Below are 21173 nucleotides of genomic sequence, written 5' to 3' on the forward strand. Positions count from 1 at the left end.
CCTATCTTTTGCAAACATCGGTAGATACATGGTAACTGTCTTTAATTTCTGTGTGGAATAGATATTCAATTGTGAGAAACAACAGGGTTCGTTGCGCAACGCTCAGTTCAGGGAGTTTTCGTGCGCCGTCCTTTAACCGTCAGTCATGAGGAAATGTACGTCAAAACTCAGCGCCATGATTTGTGCTGATTTATTGCTCTAGCACGTTTTGGGAGCAATTTTGAGTTAGCCATCGTGGCCAACTCAAAAGTAGACAAAAGTGTGTCAGCAACTTTACTATCGAGGTGTCGATAAGTGTGGTGATTTCATTGATTATTGCCTCAGTCCTTATAGTGATGAAGCGGTTGCTAAAACCTTATTGTATTGATTTTTCCTTGCGTTTAATAATCAATAGTACCAAAAAAGATACAGCTAATGCCATTATAGAAACGATTGTTCCGATGTTCCCACTTGGTGCAAAATCCCAATCATTAAAGAAAAATGCGGGTATGATAAAAACTTCCACTGTATATATCCACAAATTATAAATCGTATGAAGAATTATAGCGCTATATATACTCATGTATTTCAGTAGAACTATTGATGCAGTGATACCTAGAGAAAAAGCAACGACAGGGTCTTCATGGCCGTAGGCGAATAAGAGTGACGATAAAATTACGCCTACAAACTTGTTTCTCAAAAATAAGCATATGCTACTTAGCAAGATAAACCTGAAGAAAAACTCCTCTGATAACGGAGCTAATATAACGGTTTCGAAAAGATAATTTAGTTTCTCGCTTACTTCCAGTTCACCACTAACGAGAAATCCTACGATATAGTCGACTTCTTGTCCCGTGACATATTGCCGGATAAATTCCATATAGAATAACGTGATACAAGCCACGCCAATCGCTAGCACAGTAATTGGGAAGACATGATGAGTAAAAGAGGAAACTTGTGGAGTTACTGAAAAGAGGCTATTTTCACTCTTCTTTAAAGTAAGCATCATCACAAACGCCACCACCCAAAAAAGGCCTCGAAGATCATTAAAACTCATGTCGCCCCATAGGTAATATAAGGCAAGTGCCAATATGCTTATGGGTAACGAGGTTTTAAGTCCTACGGTGGGAAAGTTATCCATTTGTACCATATCTAAATTTATTAATTCCTGCATTTAAAGATTACATTTATATCATCCGCCTCACATTAATTTCAATCGTATCGAGATCTTCACGACTAAATAATCTGGTGAAAAACTGGAACAGGATATGTATGGGTTTAACTCTGACGGATTTTGAGGCACACGCGTTTTAGAGTCATAGCACTAAGGCGTTCTTGTCCCAAAGCATGGCGGCGTAACATGATGTATGGAATCCACTCCCTCCTTTGCCAATCTAAACTTAGCAGAGTGAGACAAAAACGAGGATTCTAATATGTTGACCAATAATGTTATCGCTATCGACTTAGCTAAAAATGTTCTTCAAGCCGGTCATATCAGTGTTCATGGAGAGTTGCTTTCCAACAAACCTTTAAGTCGACAGAAAATGAAAGAGTTCCTTGCCAAAGCCAAGCCTTCTATTGTCGCTATGGAAGGTTGTTGCGGTTGCCATTACTGAGGGCAATTAGCTGAAAAGTTTGGACATGAAGCACGGATCATTAACCCCAAAAAAGTAAAAGGATACCTAGAGGGTCATAAAACTGATCATAATGACGCTCTTGCCATCGCAAATGCTGCAATCCAAATCGGGATTAAATACAGCCGTCCAAAGTCACTAGAGCAACAATCTATGCAATCTTTAGAGAGTAGTCGCCGCTTTCTATCTCGTAGTCTGGTTTCTCTAGCTCAACACATTCGGGGCACTATATTAGGCTACGGAGTAGCAACTCCTATAGGTGAAAAAGGATTAAAGGTCTCTGTTCAAACTGTACTGGATGGAGAAACATCGATACCTGCAAATGTTGTTTCTGTTCTATCTATGCTGTGGGAACAATATAAACAGTTCAAAGCAAAACTAATAGCGTTCGAAAAAGAGAAGAATGCCTTAACCCGTCAGATAGAACCATGCCAGCGATTAATGGCAATTGAAGGCGTTGGTGAAACGACTGCCGCAATGCTCTATACAACTATTGGCGATGATAAGCAGTTTAAGAACGGAAGACAAGCTTCTGCGTTTGTTGGTCTTACACCCAAACAGCATAGCTCTGGGGGGAAAGTCTTCATGATTGGGATCGATAAGTGCGGTGGTGTCAAAGAGCTGCGTTCCCTTCTTTATCTTGGCGCAATGTCTTATGTTGGGCGACTGCCTGAGCAACCAAAAACTCAGAAGGATGCTTGGTTGAGGAGCATCATTGATCGTATTGGCTTCAAGAAAGCCTGTATTGCGTTGGCTAACAAGGTAGTTAGGATTGCATGGGCAATGCTTCGATATGGAACTGAATATAAACCTGTTTTGCTTAACAATTAACCATGAATGTATTTTAATATTTTACAAAATGATGATGCATAAAGGGTAAGACCAACCTACTGAAAACCTGACAGAGGCGTGACGCTTTAGAAGCTGATAACACGATGAGGACTGTAGGTGCGCAAACATCAAAGGCTAGAAGGTAGCTCCTTCAATAAAAAGCCGAATATACGTACGCATCTTAACTTTTACTGTTAAATCACTTTGTAAATACGTGGATTCCATATACGTCTCTGGACAAAACCTTGTTACGAACTTTATATTACAGATTAACTCGAATAACCTCAGCCACTGTAAAACCATCAAATCATCTACAAAGTCATGGCGAATTTGATTCATCCTACACTTACAGCGCCTTAAATTTTTCTACCATATCCTTATCAATCTCCTTGATTAGATTAGGGGACAAGCCCAGGTGTTTGGCCTCAAGACTAAACGAGCGTGTTGTTTCAAATATTTCCTCAGCCATAACCATAATCGCTTTCTTTGATGACAACCCCGACTGAGCAGCTAACTGGTCTAGTGCGTTCTTTGGCGTTCGGCCATTACCACCAAATGCCGTCATATGCTCTTTGTAAGGGTTAGGGTTGTAAACAATGTCGTAGAAAGGCGATAGCGTCCAGTTATCGGCGTCACTGGCAAGGAAACTGAAGTTCTTACTGTGATCATCTTGGTTAACAGTTAGGTAATTAAACATGCAGCGCTTAATGAGCTTCTGAGACTCAGTGACACTACACATGATGCGCGTAGCTTTAACTAAATCCACATAGTCCAAAGAAGGCTCTCGAAACGGTGCATCTAACAACCCACACGCAGAAATCATATGGATTCGACCGCCTTGCTCGGTGCAATCAAATCGTTCCTGCTCTAGCCAAAATCGTCCATTACCTGCATCAATTAAATCAAAGTCAGGAACCTCAATGCCGACATTACGGGCCATCTGCATGTAGCAATATTCGACTAATGATTCAGAGTGCTTCAAGTCAAACTTTTCAGATGTCAGTTTTACGATAAGCTTTGTTCCTAGTGCGTCATCTAATGTTGAATATTGCCCATTCAATAAACGTGTCACGTTCATTTTTGGCCTAGCACCACCCGAACCACCAGTATTCATCAAGTGCTCAAGCAAAGCAGACTCGGTGCCTTCAAACTCTTCAATCGCAGCTCGGCCAAGGGTAATGATATCAATCGACTCCTTGGACTCATCAAGTAAATCTAATTCAGGCTCATAGCTCAACGCCCCCATGCATCTGTCACCCAGATAAGCCAAACGCTCTAGGGCGGTAACTTCCTTTGGGTTATGATCGTTCTGTCTAAATACACGATCCATGAGATAAAGGCCCCAACCATCAGGGAGACTATCTCCAAATACCCCATGAATGCCGTAATGCGGCCCTCTAGGCGCAACTTGTAGGCTTGTATCAGCCTTTAAATTGAACGGAGCCAGAGAGGTTGAGTGAGCGCCTAAATAAGCCTCATCAAATTGAAAGAAGCTTTGCTTACTATTTTCAACTAGCTTGCCGACAAATACCTTTTCACCTGTGCTAAGCGTTCGTTTTACGGTTAGGGCTGATTTAAGCATATCGAAGCACATCCTCTATTGATTTAAATTCAGGCTCAGACGACTTTGTTAGCTCTTTCACTTTTTTCAAGTCACCGACTGTCTCATAAAGCATGAGGAACTGACGCAATGAGATGTTGCCAGATGACTCAAACTTTCGGATCGTCGCGTAAGGTACGCCAGAGAGATCGGCCATCTTCTGAACACTGAGTTTATCTTTTTTCCGAGCAGACTTGATAAACTCTTTGAGTTCCATCTGCAAATCATAAGCGGTATAAAGAGATAACATACATGCCTCGTAAGTTGCTATTATGGTATCAATTATAACGCCAATCATAGTCTAATTGCTATTATTGTAGCAAATATAGAGTAATGACAATCATTACTTCATTAACACGAATGACAAAAAAATTCCATCACTGTGACGGGTCTCCATTGCTACTATAGTGACAAATTAAGGTTTTTTTGGCATTATTTGCTACCATTATAGCAGATTAAAAAACAAGGCTTTATGCACCCATTAGCTGTTTCACAAGAGCATACCTTGCTTTACATTCAGGTCGATCAACTAGCTGTGATGGCATTAGATTAGATATGAGAAAAGACAGGTTATCAATAATAGTAGAGCTTCTACTCCAACGCAGTTTGGGGCAGATCTGAGCTAGCTGGCACTTTTTGAGAAAAGTGCCACGAGTAAAACTTCAGATCGATGAAGCCTCTGGACATAACTGCGTTACAAAGCGACTTATGTGAAGGTTGGGACACAACTATCGGGCGGGAAAACAAGTTAAGTCAGATAGAAGCACAAGCTACTCAGAGTTCTCTATTACGACGAATCACCAAACGGCACCCTAATGGATTAAGATTAATAGCCTCGCATGCGGGGCTTTTTCTTGCATAATAAACACAAAGCGCACTCTTAATGCCTTTTTTTACGGTCACTACGTGTTATAAATGTTCACTATGACCGTTTTTAAAGGCATTACATGCTCTGATATTTTTTGTTATCATTGCTTTGTAATGATTGCTTTTTAAGTCATAATATATATTAAACTTACTTAACGATTGAATTTTAGGTCATTATGATGAAGTCGAATATATACGCAATGTCAGATGAAGCACTGATCAGTGAACTTGGCCGTCGAATCGAAAGACGAAGGCTCGATCACCGTTCGTCACTTACTCAAGCACAGTTAGCTAAAAAGGCCGGAATCAGCCGGTCAACATACCAAAATATGATAGAGGGTAGATCAACCCTAATAAACGTCATCAAGGTACTCAGAGTGTTAGATTCATTGGAAGGCATTGAATCTTTCCTACCAGACCCTGGAATTAGCCCAGTACAACTTCTCAAAATGAAAGGGAAAGTACGCCAAAGGGTAAAGCTGGCCTCAACGCCACAACAACCTAAAGAGGAGGACTTAGATTGGTAGGCAAGAAATACGACACAGCAAAAGTCAGTATATTCGGTAAAGATGTCGGCGCTCTAGCTGAAGATACTACGACCGGAATCGTTAGCTTTGAATACTTCGATGAGTGGCTAAAAACTGGGTTTGCCATTTCACAAAGACTCCCTCTTGAGGCTGGCACGTTTAGTTTTCCCACTCTGAATTATCCAACCTATAAAGGCCTACCTGCAGCCTTCGCAGATACTCTACCCGATGACTTTGGTAATGCCGTAATCAATGCCTGGCTTGCACGCCAGGGCCGAGACCCACAATCTTTCAGTGCATTGGAAAGACTGCTCTATACCGGTTCACGAGGTATGGGAGCTCTTGAGTACACACCCGCATTAGCTGACACGAATAAAAAACAAGATGAATCAATTAAACTCGACTCACTTGTGGCAATGGCGCAACTCGTCCTTGACGAAAGAAACAACCTAGATGAAACCATCATCAATGAGCAGGAAGCGGAGCAAGCCTTAACTGGCATCCTTCAAGTCGGCACCTCAGCTGGCGGTGCTAGAGCTAAAGCTGTTATCGCAGTCAACTCAGATCGCACGCAAATACGCTCAGGTCAGGTAAATGCTCCCAAAGGCTTCGAACACTTCCTATTAAAGTTTGATGGCGTTGTCGAACGCTCATCCACTAGTGAGGTATTTGGTGATCCTAAGGGCTTCGGCTTAATGGAATATGCCTATTACTTAATGGCCAAAAAAGCCGGAATCGATATCTCACATTGTGAATTATTAAAAGAAAACGGGCGTGCTCACTTCATGACAAAACGATTTGACCGCGTTGGAAACGAAAAAGTGCATTATCAATCTTTATGCGCTATGGATCACGCAGATTTCAAACAACCTGGCGGTTACAGTTATGAAGAACTCTTCACCCTATTGCGCTCACTGAGACTTGATCGACTATCAGCACTTGAAGTGTTTAGACGCATGGCCTTTAACGTGATTGCCCGCAACCACGATGACCACACAAAAAACTGGGGATTCGTTATCAATAGTACGAACAAGTGGGAACTCGCGCCAGCATTCGATCTAGCATATAGCTACAAACCCGGCTCGCCTTGGGTAGAGAGCCATCAAATGTCGATCAACGGTAAGCGAGACAATTTTACCAAACAAGACTTACTAGGAGTCGTACCTCCATCACTACAAGGTGAGGCAGAAGCTATTTTAAGTGAGGTTCATGCCACCGTGACAACATGGCGAGAAATAGCAAGAGACGTAGGTGTCGAACCATCGTTCCTTGATGAAATAGAGTCCAACCACAGACTCAACCTAGTATGATTACAATCGCTCCTTCGGGAGCGTTTACTCTCTACCTGAATATTTGAAGTATCAACTTAACAAACAAGTGAATCGAAGCACGCAGTAAGGTGCTGACGATCCCGGCTGAGAGGCTTGTTAGCAGGGCTTACCAAATACAAGCAATTCAACACCTCATAGAAAAGTATAACGATACATCAGTCTCGATACATCAGTCACAACGGGTGAAAATTCAGCCTGTGAAGTTTCTGTCGAGTAGACGACACTTGTTACCAAGTGCCGCCCCTCTAAGAACTGTACGTGCAACTTTCACTGCATACAGCTCAAGCCTCCGCTAAGGCGTATTACGTTACCCAGCAATCACAATGCAGCTAAAGCAGGTTCGAACCATGAGTTTCGTCCCAATTTCTTTGCCTTTCGTTCTTTAAGGAAAGGTTCGTAAAAAGGATCATAAGGCGTTGCCTTGCTCATAATTTTTACATGCCTTTTAATTGGCGTTTTGGCTATCTGAACTAGATTAAAATGACAATCCATATTCGCGATCTTTTGCCAACCATGGAATTGCCATTCACCTCGTCGGTTCAAGTAATATTTTCTACGCACCCAATCTTTGTTTTTCGTTGGATGACGCCTTACCGCCCAACGCCATAACAACCAGAAAAGTTGATGACTTACATAGTCGAAAGTTCGCTTTGCCACGCAATGACGATAATAATTCGCCCAACCTCTCAGTTTTGGATTCAGTATTTTAATCAGATCGTTCACTGGAATTGTTGCGTGCTTTTTGATGAGTTCACGTAAGTTACCCAAAAATGACAGTACGTTGCTCTTACTTGGTTTAATAAGCAGTTTGCCTTTGTACTTTCTGAGATTAAATCCCAAAAAATCAAAACCATCATTTATATGAGTTACGTGTGTTTTCTCTTCAGAAAGTGTTAAACCTCTTTCTTCTAGAAAGCTAATTAGCTGCGGTTTGATGTTGTTCACCAAAACTTCCTTTGAAGTCCCAGTTATTACAAAATCATCAGCGTATCCAATGAAGTTGACTCTATCGCCAGTTTTACGTGCTACCGACTTAACCAGATTTTCTAAACCTGCTAACGTCAACAGCATAAGCGTTGGGGAAATTATACCGCCTTGAGGCGTCCCCTCTGCTGTCTTGTAAAACAGTCCTTTATCGATAAAACCGCACTCAAGCCATTGCTTCAACATTCGTTTATCCGTTTGAATGTTATCGATTAGCCACTGATGACCAATTTTATCGAAACAAGCCTTAATGTCCCCCTCAAGAACCCATTGTGCTGAACGTTTAAGACCCAAGCATTTGAAGCATTGTTCGATTGCATCGGCTGTGCTTCTATTAGGTCGAAAACCATAGCTATTTAGGTCAGCAATGGTCTCAGAGATAGGCTCCAAGGCAAGTAGATAAAGCGCTTGTTGCGCTCGATCTATCATGCACGGAATACCTAAAGGTCTGAGTTTGCCGTTTTTCTTGGGGATATAGATACGTCTGAGTGGTTTAGCTTTGTAGCCTTTCCGACTCAATTGATTAACCGCTGCCACACGACGAGCATCCGTATTCCAGATGATGCATCGATTCCTGGCGTTTTGCTGCCTTTATTTTGTGACACTCGTTTAACCGCAAGAAGTTTTGCCGCTTTCGAGTGAGTTAGTATCCACTGCAATGCTTTCGCCTTACTGCGTTTACCTTCTCGAGTTGCTTTTGCAATGCGTATTTGAAGCTTTAATACGTGTTGTTCGACGGCTTTCCAGTTAATGGATTGCCATCGAGTGCCGTTAGGAGAGGCACTAACTTCTTTTGAAGCTACCATTTGCATTTCTCCTTGAATAAAGTTCTTCAAATTATCTTGCAACGGGAGACCAGCTAGAAGTCAGCTCGCTTTCGCGCCAGATAACAACCTGTATCCGCATCATTACAACACGGCTTTCGCTTTTTCTAGCCTCCTTTACCTGCACCACTATCGGCTGTCTTTGCAGACCGCTTTCCCAAAGGGAGAAGTACAGGCTTACCCTGTTCCGTATGTCGCGCAACGTCGGGTTAGATGCCCACTATAATGCGGAGAGCGTCTTGATCACGAAAGAGCACTGTCCAATCTCTTTCCTACTCTCATGCCTTTTGGCCACAGCGTATTAACCACTTCCGCTGATCCACGTATAACGCATCTTAAATGGATTCACTTACGTTCATCATACCAACACCCTAGCACTCACCCGATTGTGGTTATCAGGAGGAACGTCCTCTCACGAATTCATTCCCGCTCAGCAAAGGCTGAACTTCGTTACATTGTCGGGTTCGCTGCTTTATTCAGAACCCTAGGGTCATCTGGTGATACAGATGGTTCACACTTGTTGCGGTGAACAGCACTTCATACGACTTCAGGTCGCACGGACAATTCCGTGTCAGTGACTTTTCTAAATTAGCAATTCATGGATAACTACAGATATGGGAAATCACTCAATTTAGTGTTCTGTATTGATGGAGCAGATCACTTGTGCTTTTTCATAGACTCGTATAGGAATGAGTGATCGTGGTTTCTAATTTAGCGATTGGCGCATTATCTGAGGTCTGAGCAATCTCTAAATCACAGGCCCAATTCACCGTACCACTTCAGTTATGAGCTAAGCTCTTAGCTTCTTTTGTGTCTAAAGTCATCACCATGTTGAAAAGCTCCTCAAAATATCTATGTTTAATAGACGATATTAATTTGTAAGGATTATTTTTAGTATGAGTACAACTCCTATCAACATTCTGTTTGTTTGCGTTAAAAAAGGCGTAAGAGCGGCTATCGCTAAAGCAATTGTAGAGCAGCAATCTAATGGGATGGTACAAGCAACTTGCTCAGGGTTTGAGACTGGAGGAACACCCCAAGCTATCTTAGACGAATTGTCTAACTTACTTTGTGTACCTATACAGACCGAAAGCAAAACTGTTTTTGAATACAAAAAGACAAAAGAAAACTTCGATTACGTGATTACGCTATGTGACCAAATAAGTATTGAGCAGTGTAATTTGTTTGTTGAATGCGTAAACGTGGTTTATTCACACATACCCAACAAGCTTCGCTGGAATATCCCCAACCTTGGAGCCGCCCTAGAATTATCAGGGAATGACAGAACCATGTTTGTAAAAGAGGTCGTAGACCAAATAACCTTTGAAGTGTCGCAACTCGTTGTAAAAACTCAACTAAAAAGCTGAACTACTTCTCATGTAAGGCTACACCTTAAGCTGCTGAAGCAACAATAAGGCTAGTGCAAGTTAAGTGAAGATGTTACTTATCTCAGTTACAAAAGGAGCATAGGACTATTATCACTCAACGCGTTCTTTCTGCCATCACGGTTCCGTACCTCACTCTCACTGCAAGTGTTTAAAACTAAGAAGTAGTAGTCACTGGTCTATCAATCTTTGGGCACTGACTTTTCAGAGTCCTAGAAAAGCCTAATGAGTATTCCTTGAACCTTAGAGCACCTCCTAGCTTAACGCCAAGGTATAGAATAATGCTTCGCTTAACAGAGTGTTAAATCTCGTGATAACAGAGTCTTACCTTTTCAAAGTCACACTTTCGATGTCCACTAGAAAAAAAAATATCCGCCTTCTTAGAAGGCGGTTTTGCTTTATAACCCCCTAGAAGGGGGCGTCCACGCTATCAGTTCTTCAATAACTGCAGTTGTTGTTCATACTCTATGTCCTGTTTATCTTGGTGTCGGACATATCGTCGAATGACTTCTTCATTCACACCGACCGTATCTACAAAATACCCTCTAGCCCAAAAGTGATTTCCCCATAGTTTCTTACGTATATGTGGAAATTTATTGAAAAGTCTAATTGCTGTCCGGCCCTTTAAAACTCCTAACAAACTCGAGATCGACAACTTGGGAGGAATAATGACAACAAGATGAACATGATCTGGTTGAACATTTAACTCTAAAACCTCGCAGTCTTTCATATTGCACAAAATATAAATTGAACGATAAAGCTCCTTTCCAACCTTATCTTTCAAAATCTTATATCTATACTTTGGAGTCCAAACTATATGGTATTTGCAACGCCAATAGACATGTGATGAACTTCTGTAATCGCCCATGTGGTTGTTTCCTCTTACTTGTGGTGAATAAGAGGTTACTTCTAACATGGGCACTTCTTCAGGCTATAGCCTAGAGGAACAATCACCACCGCCCTAGGCGGTGGTTTTGAGGAGCCAATAAACTATATTTTTTTACAATCTAGTCTACTGTTAAAAATAGAAGGGATTCTTCTAATAACGTCATCAATTGGCAATCAGAACACAGAGATTCTGTCGCCTAGGCTAGAAAAGGAAACACTATGGTTTTACAATCATGCCGCATCACTTTCACCAATCAAAATATCTTTATTTGTCAGTCAGTCGAGCATTCTCTCAGCCTTCTTGAGGCTGAAATTAACAATGGTATTTCAAAAGTTAGAATCGAAGCTAGTGATGGTTATGAGGTTCACTCCTATCATTTTGATTCGATTGAGGAGTCCATTGAAAGCCTCATGAACCTCTAAGGCGGCCGTGATAGATTAAGCACCTATATATAGGTTTATCCAAGTAAAATGAAGCTTAGTGAAGTGTCAGTCTGATTGGTGAAGAGCGTACGGAATTGCACTAGTCTGACTGGACGTTACAACTTTGCCCTTGCACATAATACTACCCATAATTAACACTTTATAGTTTTTAGACATCACATGAATTGTATTTTGGGAAATTCAAGTTGTCTAAAAACGCTAGCATGTTGCCGAAACTAATAACGGGGCACTTTCTAGTTAGAAAATGCCACGGGTAAAAATTCAACCTGAGAGGTTTTTGTCGAGTAGACGACACTTGTTACCAAGTGCCGCCCCTCTAAGAACCGTACGTGCAACTTTCACTGCATACGGCTCAAGCCTCCACTAAGGCATCATTGATACCCAGCAACTTATAACGCAGTCGGGACAGGTTCTTTCCAAGAGTTGCGGGCTAGCCTTTTGGGTTTTCTCTTCGCCAAGTATTCTTGGTATTGAGGATCAAAAGGGGTCGCTGCACTCCTGATTTTTACGTGTCGCTCGATGGGCACTTTCGCTATTTGGAACAGATTGAAGTGACAGTCCATGTTCATGATTTTCTGCCAACCGTGAAATTGCCACTGGCCTTTACGATTAAGAAAATACTTGTGAACAATCCAGTCTTTGGACTTAGTTGGATGACGTCTAACTGCCCAGTGCCATAGCGCTTGGAATACTTTGTGGCCGACATACCCGAATACTTGTTTGGCAACACAGTGGCGATAGTAACTCGCCCATCCTCTGAGTTTCGGATTTATCAATTTGATAAGGTCATTAACAGGGATGGTTGCGTGCTTTTTAATGAGTTCTCTTAGATTTCTCAAGAATAACAACGTGTTGGATTTACTCGGTTTAATGAGCAATTTCCCTTTGTACTTCCTATGATTGAAGCCCAGAAAGTCAAAGCCATCATCAATATGAGTGATCTTCGTTTTCTCTTCGGAGAGGGTTAACCCTCTTTCTGCCAGAAAGTCAGCAATCAACGGTTTGATATCATTCACTAGCACCTCCTTTGAAGAGCAGGTGACCACGAAATCATCCGCGTAACCGATAAAGTTGGCCCTAGCACCCTTTTTCAGGGCTGTAGATTTTATTTGTTGCTCTATTCCCGCGAGAGTTATTAGCATCAAAGTTGGAGAGATTATTCCACCTTGAGGTGTACCCTCATCGGTATCGTAGAACAGTCCCTTATCCACATAGCCAGACTTTAACCATTGCTCTAACATACGTTTATCTACCGTGATATTGTTCATAAGCCATTCATGCCCGATTTTGTCGAAGCAAGCTTTAATATCTCCCTCAAGAACCCATTTCGCTGATCGCTTTAGAGCCAAACATTTGAAGCACTGACTGACCGCGTCAGCCGTGCTGCGATTTGGCCTAAACCCATAGCTATTGAGGTCGGCAAACGTTTCGGACACAGGCTCTAATGCAAGAAGGTATAGAGCTTGTTGCGCTCTATCAATTGCATGGAATGCCTAATGGCCTGAGCTTACCGTTCTTTTTGGGAATGTAGATACGTTTGAGTGGTTTTGCAGAGTAAGCCTTGCGACTCAGTTGATTGACTGCTTTCATACGGCGTGCATCTGTGTTCCAGATAACACCGTCTATTCCAGACGTTTTACTGCCTTTATTCTGAGAGACTCGTTTAACCGCAAGAAGCTTGGCTGAACGAGAATGAGTCAAGAGCCACTGTAAAGACTTCACCTTACCGTATTTCTTTTCTCTAGTTGCTTTTGCGATACGCATTTGAAGCTTTAATACGTGCGCTTCAACGGATTTCCAGTCGATGGACTGCCATTGAGCGCCGTCAGAAGATGCACTAATCTCTTTCGAGACCATCATTTGCTTTTCTCCTTGAATAAAGTTCTTCAAATTCTCTCGCAATGGGAGACCAGTCGGAAGTGGGCTCACTTTCGTGATCAGACATAAGTCTGTATCTGCATCATTACAATGTAGCTTTCGCTTTTTCCGACCTCCTATACCTGCATCACTATCGGCCACAAAGGCTTTCCCAAAGGGAGTGATACAGGCTTACCCTGTTCCGTATGTCGCGCAATGTCAGGTTAGATGCCCACTATAGTGCGGAGAGTGCGGCGACCACGAAAAAGTACTGTCCAACCTCTTTCCAACTCTCATTGCCTTTTGGCCACAGCGTATTAACCACTTCCGCTGCTTCATCATATAACGCACCTTGAATGGATTCACATACGTTCATCATACTGACTCCCTAGCACTTACCTGAATTGTGGTTTTCAGGAGGAACGTCCTCTCACGATTCTTTTCCCACTCAGCCCAACGGCCAAGTTTCGTTACATTGTCCGAGCCGCTGCTTTATTCAGGCTCGTAGGTTCATCTGGTGATACAGACGGTTCACTCGTTAAGCGGTGAACAACGCTTCATACGACTTCAGGTCGCACGGACAAAAATTAGTTAGAATACGACTAAATAATTCAAGCGATTATGCAGGGACTGCTTGCTTATTATTTTTCGTTATCTTGCTTGACAAAGTCGTCTTTATTGGTAATAAGCTCATTAACTACATCTTGAGATGTATATGTGGTAGATGAGAGCATCGGCATAGACTTTCCAGCACAATGACCTTAAGGAAACATACACCGATTAAGAGTGTAACTAAAGAGCAGCAGTGGCAGCAGCATCGAGGGTTAGGCGATAAGCTGCTCTGAAATCCCTTTAAACGAAGCAAAACAGGTATCAAAGTTATGTGGCTCTGAGTTGTACACCATTGGAGCCACAAACGCCCCAAAACGTTTACGAAACTCCTCGTTGGTTTCTAGCTCTTCTAATCCCAGCTTTAACTCATTACGTGGATCGTCGATAAACTCCTGATGTTGATTTCCATATCGCTCCTTGTCTTCTTCCAACACGGTATCAAACATCGGCTTTAACACGTCCATATCAATCGTATGCTCTACGCTAATGCAATGAACATCGTAGATGTGACGAACCAATGTTTCGTCATCCTTACGCTTTGGATCACGCTTGACTGACATGGTGCGGCGTAACATGGAAAGCACTTTTTCAACCAACGTCGAATCAATGGAAATACACGACATAGCGCTTACTTCGGCAGGTTGCTTGTAGCTCTGTGCTACCAGCGATGAAATAGAGCGAGATTCAACGCCTTGAAGTTCAATGGTCTCGATGAACTCAAGTTTGATATAAGGTCGTAGACACGGTGCTTGATGGTATTGTTGCGGGTACTCTATTTCGATTTCGACATAGCGATACTCATCGCGTACCGTTTTATCACTGTAATTCAGATAAGGGTGCTCAACTAACCTCGCTATGAGGTGTTCGACTAACGCCTTACGAGCTCTTTTCTTCGCACCTGTGCCCTTGTCGAGAAATTCCTGAGTTGGAATCAATTTTATGTCGACGTCTTCAGACATACGCAGGATCTTAATGTTGGACTTGGCCAAAGCTGTTCCACCTGAAAAAACGAGCCTGTGGTGCTCACTTTTCACGTTTTCCAACATGGCAAGCAGTGACACCACCCAATAGTCCTTTTCCGTGATCGATGGGTTACCTAAGTCGAGGGCATCAGAGACTTCAAGAAACTGCTTTTTTAGTTTTGGTATGCTCATTGTCGATTATTCAATACTCTGTTACCAACCTTAAGGCTGCGGTTGAAATGCTTAGAATCCCACGTGTATCTGATGGACGCTGGTATTTGAGTGGACTGTCCATTGATGCTCTTCAATGACATGGCATCCATCTCAAAGTCTACACCGCGCAATTTTAGGATCTCACGCATGATTGCGTCAGGACCACCGGGGTTCATTGGCATTGGTTTATTAGTTAGGCTGTTGATCGTTGACTTGGTGTATAAGCCATACCCTATTTTCATCAGTACACCTTTATCCACCAGTTTTTTCAAGACACGACCAATTTGGTCATAGCTCGCATAGTTGTCGAAATCTTTACGTTCGAACACATAGCGGCGAGAGCGTTTTATCTTTTGATAAATACGGTCAGTTGCTGTCATGATTCACCCTCCTACATAGTGCTTGACCTTAGTATACTTGAAGCCCATCGTTATTTGAAATATTTACGGCATTCATTAAAACAAACATGCGGCACATAACTACAAATATATTTACCTATCCTAATGTTTAAATGGATTTTTTTATGAAATTTCGTATTTCGACATACTAATTTTTTTATTGGTGACCTAATTCGAAATTAATCCTTTATTAGAGTAAATTAGTCATCGTGATGGTATGAAATGTGAAACGCTACTAAATAGATAAAGACATGAGATAAATTAAGTCAAAGAGTAACCTCAGGGAATGTTGCCAGCATCAGCTCCAACACGTAATGGGGCAATTTCGTTTAGAAATAGCAGCGTACCGATGCGATCACAGCCATTTTAAGAGGAGACTCTATAGCTTGGTATTCATAGGAAAAGGAACGTTTCTACGCCCAAGCAGCTACTAACGAATACCCAGTCTAGACTAGAGACATTGAATCCATTCCTATTCTCTCGTACTGGCTTTTGACCTGAAATAACCTTCACTCTCGATGGATATCCTGTGCCGAGATTAATATTTCCAACCGTTAAATTGTAACGATTTAGGGATAGGGCTGTAGCAAGGGTATTCGGTTTGTAAGCCGTAGTTAATAATCATTGAAATATCAACGCCGAAGGCCCCTGCATAGTTTGCTCGTCTGAACTTCTGCGGATCGTTTTTGGCGGTTTTCTCAAGTACCATCCAGATCATATCTTCAAGGAAATCAGGGTGGCGCCTTGGATCGAGTGCCATGGTATCGCGCATACAGAACCAGCTTCCTCCGCCTAGGCGTTTTTGATTATAGGCATTGTCAAAATACGCCGTATGCAAACCTTGTAGGTAGGCGTTTAAGCGTATGGATCCCACGGTGTCTGTCTCATCAATGTGCTGCAAGAAGTAGGGCAGTTTGGTGATGTCTGGCAGGTCTTGGGAATATGGTCTTTTATTTATTACTGCGAGTTCGTATTGCTCATGTATCTCGCTCAGCAGTTGGGTGAGCTCAGGAGAGTGGGGTTGAGCTTGCACGCTCGCGCAGGTAAGTAGCAGTAATGGTAAGACTGTTTTCATGGTCACTCTCCCTTTAGGCACCTGATCATAATACCAGTATTTAGGCAGTGCATAAAGTTCTTTTTTATGCACCTAGTTAAGTATCACTCTTTCGGGTTTTGTGTGTATCTTGGCACCGCAGGATAGGCTTGGTCGGAGGTGACGTATTCCGTCCTTTCGGGTCTAGTGATCTCCTTTTCTACCTGCGACTTGACTGTCAGTTCAATCATCGGCTCAGGTTTGATGATGGGCTTCTGCGCTTCCTCTTGCTGAAGTTTGACCTCATCGGTTACCCCATCAAAGCGCTCTTGATTAAACAGTCCGCCCGTTTCATTGTTGTGCAGCATAGCCGTGCGAGTAGCAGCCACGGTATCGACGGTACTACCCCATTCTTTCTCCATCGTTTTGTTTTGCTCCGGTGAGAGGGTAAGTGGCCCTGTTGGTGTGGTGGCTTGGTGCGCTTGGTTCATTTTGCCCACAATTTTTGCCGCGTCACCATCTAACCCCGCCATGGTGGCGAATGCTTCAGTGCGTGTGTATTCTTGCCAAGACTTTTTAGCATCAGCAATGTCTTCCGGTTGATGGGCGGTCATCAGGCGTTGGACGTCTGGTTGGTTTAATCCTATGTCTTTTTCCAAGTAATTCTGGAAGCCTTGAATCGCGTTGGCCGTAAAGCTGGCACTGCCAGAGTCTAGGCGCGTTTGAGTATTTGATAGGGCATCTAAATCCGATTGGCTTTGCAATGCACTTGCCCCAAGAGATTTGGTGTTGCTGGCGTTAATCGCAAAATCATGCGCAAACTGCTCAACCGACGTTCGGGTGTCTTTATTATCCACCTGCGTGCCGGCACTGGTCACAGCATTTGCCCCTTCGGTGTATTGCTGCGTGGCTTGCTCAAGCTGCTGCTTTTGCTCGGTATTCATCTTGCTGTAAGCCGTACGTTCATCATCAGACCATTTCACGCCGCCACTGGCGCCTAAATTGAATGGCGATGCCCCTTTGCCTGTGCCTAGGCCGCCCTCGAAGCCGCCATAGACACTTTGCAGGTAAGCGTGTGATTGGTCTTTCGTCCAACCCGTTTGTTGACTCACGCTGTCAACCGCTGTTTGCATGTCGTTCATGCCTTCGCTGACTTGAGTATTAAAGCCACTGGTATTGCCTTCACCGTAAGCCAGATTTTTACCCACGCTGTCATGCCAGCGGTCGCTCAGCGCGGCGCCTCCTTGGATGGTTTGAGCCAGTTGGGTACTATTTTGCTCTAGGTTTTGCTGCGTTTGATTGCGGGCATTCGCCACACTCTCTTGCAGCATGCTTTGCGTGTTGGCGCTGATGTTGCCGCGACTGGTGGTTTGTGAGCTGTCGTAGGTGGTGCGCCCATCTCCGTGTTGTGTGGTCACCGAGCCGTCTGGGTTTTGGGTGTAGGTGTGGCCCTGGTTGGTTAGGGTATTTGTATCAAACTTATTGGCATGCGTGTTGTTCATGCTGTGGTTGTCAATCTGCATACTGCCAAAATCCAGATTACCCGTGGAAGCCGCAGCACTGGCTCTAGCATTGGTCGAGTTAATCATGCTCGATAGCTGATAGTTCATGCTCGACAGGACTTCTTGACCACCTTTTAAAATCCCTTTGGCTATCATAGGGACGGCTACCATCAAGATACCGGTCATCCAGGCGAAGCGACTGTGAAGCTCATCCGCGGTATTCGCGTTGGAGAGCACCAGCCCTCCGAACTTCCCCGATACATCCGTAGACAGAGACTCCAGCCCCCAAAGCTGAAAGCCGTTGATGATGGCAAACAAGGCTGGCCAAGTGGCCAAAAAGGCAAACGTGCCAAAATAGTTTTTGAGCACCATCATGGTTAAGCCAGGAATGACTGCCGCCCCGGCAACAAAGAAGCCCAAACACGCGAACAACATAAACATCATCGTATGGAGCATCGGCAAGTATTCTCTCGCCATTAAGCCCAATGACGCCCACATCGAGGTGGTTTGCAGTTTGTTGGTGGTATAGGCGTAATTGAGCGCGGCTTGCGTTGGGTCTAGGCTATCAAGGTTATAGCGCAGCTCGTTCATCAACATATTTTGTTTGATGGTGTTGGACGCGCTGGTACTGATGGCAAAAAATTTGTTGTAGCTGCGCTGCAACGATTGCACCACTTGGGGTTTATAACGGTCCGCGTCTTTGCCGAGCAATTGATGCGCTAACAAACTCATGTTTTTATCTGCGGCATCATTAAAGCGCTGCTTGATGATAGGGTAGGCTTCTTCGCACCGCTTGTAGGTGCTTTGACCGCCCCCTTCATCAAGAAAAAGGGCGCGCAGTGGGCTTTGCTTAACGCCGTCTAGAAAGGCAAAAATATCAGGCGCGGCAAAGAGTTCATCCCAGGTGTATTTCCCATTGATTCTCACATCCCCAATCATGCAGTTATGAAAGTAGTCTCGCCAGAGCTTTTGTAGCGCCAGCTCATTGATTCTAGATTGTCTTGACAGCTGATACAGCTCAGAGCCAAACAGCATCCCAGTACGACCATAACGCTCATCGTCAGAGGTAGTAAAAATGCCTTCCACGCCTTCAGCCATCCCCACCATGATAGACGAGAAAAAGTAAGTAGGCACAGCCACGAGGTAAGGGACATTATCCACTTTGTAAGCCTTACCCGGTTGCGTCTTATCGATGATGAGCATGTCGGCTTTCATATTGATTAAAAACAGGGGCACGGCAAAGAACACCACCATCCATTTGATGAGGTCTTTGGGATTCCGTGACAGCATGAAGATAAACAAACTGGTAACAAGCCCCAGCATCAGGCACATCTGTAAGTAATCCCCAAAGGTATTGGTTCTAAAAAAAGTGGCCAGCGCATTAAAGGCTTTGTTGACCACTTCGCCGGAAGTGTAAGTGTAATATTCGAGTATCATAGGTCAGTTCCCATAAGCTTGCGCAGGTTTGGTGGTCGTGCTGATTTCATTTGTGCTTTGCAGCGCGGTTTTTCTTTGCGAGTCAATCAGTTGATTGCGTTTGTTGAGCGCTTCAATGGCTTTATCGGCAAGCCCCGCGGTAAAGCGTTTGGCGTTATCGATATCACGAGTGATGAGGGCGATGTCATCCTGGCTGTTGTTGGTGTTGGCTAAGGATTGGCTGGCAACATTTAACATGCTCACGAGGTACTGATTAAGCAGCTCCACCGCTATCATTCGCGAGTAGTTGCTGGTATCGGGGGGTTGCTTGGCGGATAAGTCGTCAATAAAGAACTTGAGTACCGGCGTTTGAATCAGCTCCAGAAAGCCCTCTTGTTGACGCGTGAGTTGCAGTATCGAGTCCAGTTGTTTGCGTATCTGGTTTTGAATCCCGTTGGCTTGAGTGATGGAGAGGTTATTGCGCTTGGTAATGGTAATGCACGCATCAGGGGCTGTTTTGCGACACTGATAAACGTCAGACTTGCCCCCTTCGAGCAAGACATTGACCAGATTGTTGTTGTCGGTCAAAAGGCTAGGGTAGTAACGCGGGTTGCCGTCTTTGTCGTACACGTAAGTGCCTGACAAGCTCATCATAAATTGCGCTAGATTTTTGTCGGAGGACAAAAAAGCGTTATTCATAATCGCAGACCAAACCACGTTGTGATGGGTTTGGGTCATATCTTTTAGCGCAGGGTCATTTTTGGCGTCCTCTAACTGACCGGCCGCTTTGCCTCCTGCGCCACATTCCTGCTGACCTTGCACCCAATCCGAGAAGGCGTTGTTTTGTGTACCGAGGGTCGCGCAGACGTGCTTTTTGGTGGCGGGCAAAGCAAAGGCGGCCAGTCCACCGATGGACGCTTGCGCGGCTTCACAAGAGTTCACCGATTGATTGAGATATTTGTCGAGCCTGGCTTGGAGATTATCCAGGTTTTGTTTGAGCTGCGGCGCCCAGGTTTGCAGGGCTAAATTGACAATAAAAGGAGGAGCATTATGAATAATCGCTTTGCCCAGTTTCACCAGTTGGTCTGAGCTGATGTGTGAAAATCCTCCCATAAACATATCAATGCCAGAGCATCCCGTACTGATTGAGGGGACAGTGACGCTGACCAATTGTGCATCGACAATTTGATTACGCACAAACAAACTGCCACCGGTGTAGTAGTTGGCCGACTGCCCTTGGTAAGCCGTTGGGTTTGAGACGTTGGCGTTATACCCTGAGTTATCAAAAAAACGCGCCAGTGAGTGGTTGGTGTCGGCGTGGCTAGCGCTAGATAAGCTTATAAGAACGAAAGGAATAACTCGCTTATGCACCGAAACGGTGGATAAGTGGTGGAAAAGTGATCGCTTCATTGCAGCGCCTCCTGCACACGCGGATCGTTAAGGGCGTTCTGAATGCTATGAGCTAGCGTGCTTTCTGGTACGTCTCCAATGCTCAGACGTGAGAATTTACGGCTGTTGACGTTCATTAAAAAGGTCGCAGGCATGACCGTTTTCCTCTGGCCTGGAAAAAAGGTTTTGCCTATCTCTGGTGTGACAGGAATAGGGACCTCAAACCCTGGAATGCCTGGTCCATCAACAGAGAAGGCGTAAACCGGTAATTGAAATCGTTCGCCAAGGCGAGTGATTTTAGGGGCTGTCTTATGGCAGTACGGGCAGGTGCTTTCAAAAAAGAACACCAGGGCATATTGGTTTTGCATAGCAGCATGTGCGGTGGTTGCATGAATCAAAAAAGCCAGCACAAGGGTACGAAGAAATGGCATAGCGCCTCCTGACGTTTTAGGAAGAAATAAAAGAGAGTGAACATCCTTTAAGAGAGCGGCATGGAC

The 21173-nt window shown here is 43.9% G+C and carries 15 protein-coding genes and 3 pseudogenes; 5 read left to right on the top strand and 13 right to left on the bottom strand.

Translation table 11 applies throughout. The features are described 5' to 3' along the window. Positions 1-355: 355 nt before the first annotated feature. Positions 356-1153, bottom strand: a complete 798-nt coding sequence (locus QWZ07_RS25785; protein ID WP_192854684.1) for a CPBP family intramembrane glutamic endopeptidase — start codon at positions 1151-1153, stop codon at positions 356-358. A 259-nt stretch (positions 1154-1412) separates the two neighbouring features. Here QWZ07_RS25785 and QWZ07_RS25790 point away from each other — a divergent pair. Beyond that, positions 1413-2444, top strand: a pseudogene (locus tag QWZ07_RS25790) (IS110 family RNA-guided transposase). Between the two features lie 346 nt (positions 2445-2790). On the opposite strand, the gene QWZ07_RS25795 reads toward QWZ07_RS25790, so the two are convergent. Continuing rightward, the gene (locus QWZ07_RS25795) at positions 2791-4026 is read right to left on the bottom strand and encodes a type II toxin-antitoxin system HipA family toxin (protein WP_048657858.1); all 1236 of its coding nucleotides are present in this window, start codon (positions 4024-4026) and stop codon (positions 2791-2793) included. Next, the gene (locus QWZ07_RS25800; RefSeq protein ID WP_171388226.1) at positions 4019-4294 is read right to left on the bottom strand and encodes a helix-turn-helix domain-containing protein; all 276 of its coding nucleotides are present in this window, start codon (positions 4292-4294) and stop codon (positions 4019-4021) included. Before QWZ07_RS25800 ends, QWZ07_RS25795 begins: the two co-directional genes overlap by 8 nt. Positions 4295-5090: 796 nt before the next feature. Here QWZ07_RS25800 and QWZ07_RS25805 point away from each other — a divergent pair. Together QWZ07_RS25805 and QWZ07_RS25810 are read left to right on the top strand one after the other, a co-directional pair. After that, positions 5091-5438, top strand: coding sequence for a helix-turn-helix transcriptional regulator (locus QWZ07_RS25805; protein WP_225998621.1), 348 nt, complete (start codon positions 5091-5093; stop codon positions 5436-5438). Next, positions 5432-6748, top strand: a complete 1317-nt coding sequence (locus tag QWZ07_RS25810) for a type II toxin-antitoxin system HipA family toxin (RefSeq protein ID WP_290256789.1) — start codon at positions 5432-5434, stop codon at positions 6746-6748. The genes QWZ07_RS25805 and QWZ07_RS25810 overlap by 7 nt, the downstream gene beginning before the upstream one ends. Before the next feature lie 339 nt (positions 6749-7087). Here the strand turns inward: QWZ07_RS25810 and ltrA (QWZ07_RS25815) are convergent. Further along, a pseudogene (gene ltrA, locus QWZ07_RS25815) lies at positions 7088-8559 on the bottom strand (group II intron reverse transcriptase/maturase). 914 nt (positions 8560-9473) lie between these two features. Here ltrA (QWZ07_RS25815) and QWZ07_RS25820 point away from each other — a divergent pair. Next, the gene (locus tag QWZ07_RS25820; protein ID WP_192854756.1) at positions 9474-9944 is read left to right on the top strand and encodes an arsenate reductase/protein-tyrosine-phosphatase family protein; all 471 of its coding nucleotides are present in this window, start codon (positions 9474-9476) and stop codon (positions 9942-9944) included. Positions 9945-10392: 448 nt separating this feature from the next. On the opposite strand, the gene tnpA is transcribed toward QWZ07_RS25820, so the two are convergent. After that, on the bottom strand, positions 10393-10830 hold the full coding sequence (gene tnpA, locus QWZ07_RS25825) for an IS200/IS605 family transposase (protein WP_192854770.1): 438 nt from the start codon (positions 10828-10830) through the stop codon (positions 10393-10395). Positions 10831-11069: 239 nt separating this feature from the next. Here tnpA and QWZ07_RS25830 point away from each other — a divergent pair, with 239 nt between their 5' ends. After that, on the top strand, positions 11070-11273 hold the full coding sequence (locus QWZ07_RS25830; RefSeq protein WP_192854678.1) for a hypothetical protein: 204 nt from the start codon (positions 11070-11072) through the stop codon (positions 11271-11273). 410 nt (positions 11274-11683) lie between these two features. Here QWZ07_RS25830 and ltrA (QWZ07_RS25835) read toward each other — a convergent pair. From ltrA (QWZ07_RS25835) to trbB, 8 genes and pseudogenes are all read right to left on the bottom strand, one after another. Further along, a pseudogene (gene ltrA, locus QWZ07_RS25835) lies at positions 11684-13154 on the bottom strand (group II intron reverse transcriptase/maturase). Positions 13155-13386: 232 nt separating this feature from the next. After that, positions 13387-13530: a hypothetical protein gene (locus QWZ07_RS25840; protein WP_192854745.1), complete on the bottom strand. Its 144-nt coding sequence runs from the start codon at positions 13528-13530 to the stop codon at positions 13387-13389. A gap of 445 nt (positions 13531-13975) precedes the next feature. Further along, positions 13976-14917, bottom strand: a complete 942-nt coding sequence (locus QWZ07_RS25845) for a nucleotidyl transferase AbiEii/AbiGii toxin family protein (RefSeq protein ID WP_225998605.1) — start codon at positions 14915-14917, stop codon at positions 13976-13978. After that, a complete protein-coding gene (locus QWZ07_RS25850; protein ID WP_192854500.1) occupies positions 14914-15318 on the bottom strand; it encodes a DUF6088 family protein in 405 nt (134 codons plus the stop codon). The genes QWZ07_RS25845 and QWZ07_RS25850 overlap by 4 nt, the downstream gene beginning before the upstream one ends. 556 nt (positions 15319-15874) lie before the next feature. Further along, complete coding sequence (locus QWZ07_RS25855) at positions 15875-16411, bottom strand: hypothetical protein (RefSeq protein WP_192854498.1); 537 nt, start codon at positions 16409-16411, stop codon at positions 15875-15877. An 83-nt stretch (positions 16412-16494) separates the two neighbouring features. Next, entirely contained in the window at positions 16495-19308 is a 2814-nt protein-coding gene (gene traG / locus QWZ07_RS25860) for a conjugal transfer mating-pair stabilization protein TraG (RefSeq protein WP_192854497.1), read from the bottom strand. A 3-nt stretch (positions 19309-19311) separates the two neighbouring features. Beyond that, positions 19312-20697 (bottom strand): conjugal transfer protein TraH, encoded by a 1386-nt coding sequence (locus QWZ07_RS25865; RefSeq protein ID WP_192854495.1) that lies wholly within the window; start codon positions 20695-20697, stop codon positions 19312-19314. Further along, positions 20694-21107: a type-F conjugative transfer system pilin assembly thiol-disulfide isomerase TrbB gene (gene trbB / locus QWZ07_RS25870; RefSeq protein WP_132974764.1), complete on the bottom strand. Its 414-nt coding sequence runs from the start codon at positions 21105-21107 to the stop codon at positions 20694-20696. Before trbB ends, QWZ07_RS25865 begins: the two co-directional genes overlap by 4 nt. Positions 21108-21173: the final 66 nt, after the last annotated feature.

The organism is Vibrio lentus, from assembly GCF_030409755.1.
Lineage (GTDB): Bacteria > Pseudomonadota > Gammaproteobacteria > Enterobacterales > Vibrionaceae > Vibrio > Vibrio lentus.